This window comes from Corallococcus sp. AB018 (assembly GCF_003986945.1).
In the GTDB taxonomy this organism is placed as follows: Bacteria; Myxococcota; Myxococcia; order Myxococcales; family Myxococcaceae; genus Corallococcus; species Corallococcus exiguus.
Window position 1 is genome coordinate 1 of the sequence record NZ_RAWR01000369.1, and the last position, 5,093, is coordinate 5,093.

The window sequence follows — 5,093 nt, forward strand, 5'->3', positions numbered from 1 at the left end:
CCCCAGGCCCGCCACCAGCGCGCCCACGGCCACGCACAGCACCAGCAGCATGCGGGTGACGCCCTCCAGGCGCTGTTGCAGCGGCGTCTGGGGCTCCTGAGCCGTGTGGACCAGGTGCGCGATGCGGCCCAGCTCCGTGGCCATGCCGGTGGCCGTCACCTCCACCACCGCCGTGCCCGCCGCCACGGAGGTCCCCATGAAGACGCGGTCCTTGCGCTCCGCCAGCGGGGTGGAGTCCGGCAGCGCGCCCACCTGCTTGTCCACCGGCGTGCTCTCCCCGGTGAGCGCCGCCTCCAGCGTGAGCAGCGCATGCGCCGAGAGCAGCCGCGCGTCCGCCGCCACCACGTCCCCCGCCTCCAGCACCAGCGCGTCCCCCGGCACCACCTGGGACGCTGGAATCACGGCGCTCACGCCATCGCGCAGCACCCGCGCGCTGGGAGCGGTGAGCGCGCGCAGGGCCAGCACGGCGCGGTCCGCGCGGTACTCCTTGAGGAAGCCCACCAGCGCGTTGAGCACCACGATGGTCGCGATGGCCACCGCGTCCGCGCCCTCGCCCAGGAGCGCCGCCACGCCGCACGCGCCCAGCAGCAGCCACACCATGCCGGAGCGGAACTGGCGGCCCAGGAAGAGCCACGCGGAGCGGGGCTGCTCGCGCGTCAGGGTGTTGGGTCCGTGCTGGCCCAGGCGCGCCTCGGCCTCCCGCTGCTCCAGGCCCCAGCGCGGCTCCGGAGCCACCGCCACCGCCACCGCCGCCGCGCCATTCGCCGCGCTCATCGCGACACCACCCGCCCGCCACGCTCGCCACGCCGCTCCACGCGGTGGCCACGCTCGGGGTCCAGCCAACCAGGGAGGCTCATCTCGGGTCGCTCCTGCGCCAGGGGATGCCCGCGACGGTTTGCGAAGCCCATGCCGCGAGGGTGGACGCGGGCCATACCCCCGGAGGCGCGCAGCTTTTGCGCCCGTGCGCCTCCAGGCTCCGCAACCCTTGCGCGGGCCGGGCCGGGGACGCCGGAGGGGCGGGACGGCACGCATCCTGAAGAGGCCTGGAAGCAACAGCGGGGCGCGCTCCCAGCGCGAACCCGCCCACCGGAAAGCCCCGGTGCGGCGCCTTCCCCCCGCCTGGAGTCCAGCCATGGCCATCATCTGCGCAACCGACCTCTCCGAGGGTTCCCGTCAGGCCGCGGAGGTGGCCGCGCGAATCGCCGCACGCCGGGGTCTGCCGCTCTGGCTCGTCCACCAGGTCCACCCGGATCAACTCCGCGTCGCCGCCGAGCCCGTGCGCGAAGGCCTGCGGGCGCTGCTGCGCGAGGAGCTCCGGCGGCTGGAGCCGCTGGGCGCGCGGGTGGAGTCCTCCCTGCTGGAGAGCGGCTCCTCGCGGGCCCTGGCCGTCTTCTGCGACGCGCACGAGGCGCGGCTGCTGGTGGTGGGGACGCCCCGCGAAGAGCCCGCCGCCCTGGGTTCGGGCGTCAGCCTGGAGCGCATCGCGAGCAACTGCGCCGTGCCGCTCCTGCGGGTCCGTGACGCCGCCCCCTTCGAGGCCTGGCTCACGGGTGCGCGGCCCCTGCGCGTGATGTTCGGGGTGGATCGCTCACGGGGCAGCGAGGCCGCCCGGCGCTGGCTGGCGGAGCTGGGCGCGGATGGCCCCATCGAGCTGCTGGCGGGGCATGTCTATTACGCCTTCGAGCAGTGCCGGCGCCTGGGACTGCCCACCCCCATGAACCTGGATGAGGTGGCGCCCCGCATCGAGGCCGTGCTCCACCGCGAGGTGGCGGCGCTGGCGGACACGGGCCTGGGCGTCGCGCCGCGCGTGCACCTGCGCATGGCCGTGGGACGCGCCGCGGACCACCTGGTGGACCTGGCCCGCGAGCAGGAAGTGGACCTGCTCGTGGTGGGCACGCACCCGCACAACGCCCTGGGCAACCTGGCCTCGGTGGCGCACCACGCCCTGCGGCTCGCGCCCATGTCGGCGGGCGTGGCGCCGGTGAGCCCCACTGCCTCCCGGGGCGAGGCGCCGCTGCCCCAGGTGCGGCGGCTGCTGGTGGCCACGGACCTGTCGCCGCTCGCGGACGAGGCCATCCCCTTCGCCTTCGCGCTGGCGCCCGCGGGCGCGGAGGTGCACCTGGTGACGGTGATTCCCGAGCGCGCCGGCGCGGAGCTCCACCGCGACCTGAAGCAGCGCCTGCTGGAGCGCGTGCCGAGGGGACTGGAGGTCCGGGAGGTCACCACGCGGCTGGAGGTCCTCCACGGCGAGGACGTGGCGCTCGCGCTCGTGCAGGCCGCGGAGCGGATGGACGCGGAGCTCCTCTGCCTGGGCTCGCGCGGCCACGGAGGCGTGAGGGAAGCCGTGCTCGGGTCGGTGGCGCGAAAGGTGCTCTCCCTGAGCCGCCGGCCCGTGCTCGTGCTGCGTCCCCCACTGCGCTGAAGCGCGTACGGGTTTCCGTCAGCGCGCGGCGGGAGCCCCGCCGCCCTGGCTGTAGCTGTCGCAGAGCGCCATGTACTCGTCGCTGTCCATGGCGAGCGCGGAGACCCGCAGCTTCTTCACGCGGGGCTTCGCCAGCGTGGTCTTGATCTGCACCATCTTCATGACGGGCAGGCCCATGTAGGACTGGTCGAGGTAGACGTTCTCCTCCATGTCCCCCCAGGCGATGAGCACGCCATCCGGGAAGCGGATGCCGTCCCGGCCGATGAGCAGCACGGGGCTGTCCAGCTTCCCCAGCCCCCGGACGCAGTTGAAGAGCATCCAGGCCGAGGCCAGGGTGATCAACGCGACGGCGATCCAGATGTTGCTCACCGGGAGCGCCCGCACGGTGAGCACGCCGAAGAGGCCCGTGGCAACGATCCAGATGACCACGCCCGCGATGAGCTTGCCCCGCGAGTAGTAGATGGCGCGCGGCTTTTCCGCCTGCTTCTTGGACTGGGGGGAGCGGTAGATTTCCATGTCGGGATGCCTGTGAGTGCGTCAGCCGGCCAGCCGGCCTGACAGATAGGCCAGCAGGACTGGCGCGTTGATGACCTTCGCTTCGTCGAACTTCCGGGCCTTGCCCTGGGCGACGATGACCAGGTCGCGGGACGCGTAGCCCTGGTCCACCTCGTCCTGGAGGCGGATGCTCTCGATGTCGTCCCAGCGCCAGAGCTTTCCCCGGTGGATGAGCCCCAGGTCGCCCAGGACGAGCGGTCCGAAGCGGACCGGCTTCCCCTCGGAGACCTGGTGGCTCACGCGCTCCAGGAGGCGCGACACGACCTGCTCCAGCACCGCCTCGTGCAGGACATCCGGGTCGCTCCACAGGAACAGCCGCAGCCGCAGCGTTCCACCCGTGTGGCGAAGGGTGACGCAGTCGTCCGCGTGCTGCTCGATGATCTCCCGCACGTCCCGCCAGCGGATCCGCGTGCCGTCAGCGCGCAGGCCCTCGTCGTCCACCGTCAGGGTGTGCGGTGCCATCAGCCACACGAAGAGGTCGCGGGCACGCCAGCCCAGGACCCAGATGCAGCAGGGGATGCCCAGGAGGAGCAGGTAGAAGCCAAACCCGCTCCGGAGCACGTCCTGCACCATCTGGTGCGGAAGCAGGGGCACGCCCAGGGGATCCAGGAGCGCCGCCGCCTCCACGTAGAGCAAAGCCAGGCCCGCCAGGAACCAATACACTGAGTGAGTTGGAAGGATCTTATGGTGCGAGTGCTTCAGTGCTGCCTCCAGACGGGCCTGGGCGACACGTCTATAAACAATCAATCCTGTCTCCGCGACGTGTTTCGCCCCTCGGGCGTACGTTCTCGCGGCCTGGGAAAAACACCCTCGCGGGCTGAAACAGAACTGTCTGACCTTGCCTGGAATCTCCTCTATCCAAATGCAGCACAGTCCCGGGGGTTCGCGACGGGTACAGTGGCCCGGGCGCAATCGCAGACACCGGCGGCTTCCACCCGCGCCCATCGTCCACCGCCGAGGCGCCGGACCGCGCCCGGATTCACAAGCGGCGCGGCGGGGCTAGAGTCGCGGTCCATGCACGTCCTGCAACGCGGTCAGGCCCCCCAGAAGCCCCTCCTGCTGCGCCCCCTGTTCGGCGGGGTGCAGCGCATCGGCATGCGGTCGGAGACCACCACCACGCTTCGCGACGCGGGCCGCAGCAAGCCCGGCCCCGTGATGCCGGGGGTGCAGATGGTGATGGCCGTGGAGGTCTTGCGCGTGCTCCCGGATGGCAGCGCGCGCTACCGCTTCACGCTGGAGGAGGTGGACCTGCTCGTCGCCGCGCGCACGCCCGTGCGCACCGTGGAGGCGGCCCGCGCGCAGCTGTCTCCCCTCCCCGGCCTGAAGGGCGAAGGCCAGGTGGCCCCCAACGGCCGCTCCAGCGGCTTCGAGTGGAAGCTGCCCGCGGACCTGCCCGCGCCCGTGCGCGGACAGATGCAGCAGATGGCGGGGATGCTCAAGGACCTGGGCACCTTCCTGCCCGCCGAACCCGTGGGCGTCGGGGCCCGCTGGGAAGAGCAGGGCGCGGGAAGCGGCGCCCTCACCGGCGCGAACACGCGCGTGGAGCTGCGCAGCCTGGACGGCCAATCCGTGGGCTTACGCCTCCAGATGGAGACTCCGTCCACGCCCCAGCCCGTCCCCGCCTCGCTCCGCCCGCCTCCGGGCGAAAAGGGCGAAACCACCATGCACACCGAGGCGAAGGGCCACGGCGGCTGCCTGCTCTCCCTGGACCGGCTGTGGCCCGTCCGCCTGGAGATGGACGTGGAGTCCCACGTCGCCGTCCGCGCCGGCACGCCGGACGCCCCCAAGCGCTTCGACGGCTTCACCACGTCCCGGCTCCAGGTCCGTGAGCTGTCCTTCACCCCGCCCCGCCTGCGCGCCACTCGCACAGTGTAGGCCAATGCATACCTGAAATTCCGGTCCGCCTGGGTCATCAGGCAACCCGTGGCGGGTTGATGCGATAATAGTGAAAAGGATTGCACCCGGTGGCGGGGGACGCCGCGGTTCCAGGGCGCCAGCATTGGACCCACCGAGGGCAGTGAAGTCTTCGGAGACAGACGATGGCGATCGACGGACCTCGTAACAACGGCCTCCCGCGCACGCTCCCGCAGCAGCCGCCGGCCCCCAAGCCTCCTCC

The 5,093-nt window shown here is 72.2% G+C and carries 5 protein-coding genes; 2 read left to right on the forward strand and 3 right to left on the reverse strand.

Going from position 1 to position 5,093, the window contains the following annotated elements; genetic code table 11:
- Positions 1-774 (reverse strand): cation-transporting P-type ATPase (locus D7Y11_RS41525; protein ID WP_255431206.1); only part of this gene is annotated, 774 nt, incomplete at its 3' end.
- A 358-nt stretch (positions 775-1,132) separates the two neighbouring features.
- Between D7Y11_RS41525 and D7Y11_RS41530 the strand changes: the two genes are divergently transcribed.
- Positions 1,133-2,422 carry a universal stress protein gene (locus tag D7Y11_RS41530; protein ID WP_126936429.1) on the forward strand — a complete coding sequence of 430 codons (1,290 nt, stop codon included), beginning with the start codon at positions 1,133-1,135 and terminating at the stop codon, positions 2,420-2,422.
- 18 nt (positions 2,423-2,440) lie between these two features.
- On the opposite strand, the gene D7Y11_RS41535 is transcribed toward D7Y11_RS41530, so the two are convergent.
- Together D7Y11_RS41535 and D7Y11_RS41540 are read right to left on the reverse strand one after the other, a co-directional pair.
- Entirely contained in the window at positions 2,441-2,938 is a 498-nt protein-coding gene (locus D7Y11_RS41535; protein WP_120581444.1) for a hypothetical protein, read from the reverse strand.
- A gap of 21 nt (positions 2,939-2,959) precedes the next feature.
- Complete coding sequence (locus D7Y11_RS41540; RefSeq protein ID WP_233597519.1) at positions 2,960-3,640, reverse strand: hypothetical protein; 681 nt, start codon at positions 3,638-3,640, stop codon at positions 2,960-2,962.
- 351 nt (positions 3,641-3,991) lie between these two features.
- Between D7Y11_RS41540 and D7Y11_RS41545 the strand changes: the two genes are divergently transcribed.
- Positions 3,992-4,852, forward strand: a complete 861-nt coding sequence (locus D7Y11_RS41545; RefSeq protein ID WP_126936430.1) for a hypothetical protein — start codon at positions 3,992-3,994, stop codon at positions 4,850-4,852.
- Positions 4,853-5,093 lie beyond the last annotated feature (241 nt).

Coding starts and splice junctions, on each gene's coding strand:
- D7Y11_RS41530 (WP_126936429.1), top strand. CDS start 1,133: ATGGCCATCATCTGCGCAACCGACCTCTCCGAGGGTTCCCGTCAGGCC.
- D7Y11_RS41535 (WP_120581444.1), bottom strand. CDS start 2,938: ATGGAAATCTACCGCTCCCCCCAGTCCAAGAAGCAGGCGGAAAAGCCG.
- D7Y11_RS41545 (WP_126936430.1), top strand. CDS start 3,992: ATGCACGTCCTGCAACGCGGTCAGGCCCCCCAGAAGCCCCTCCTGCTG.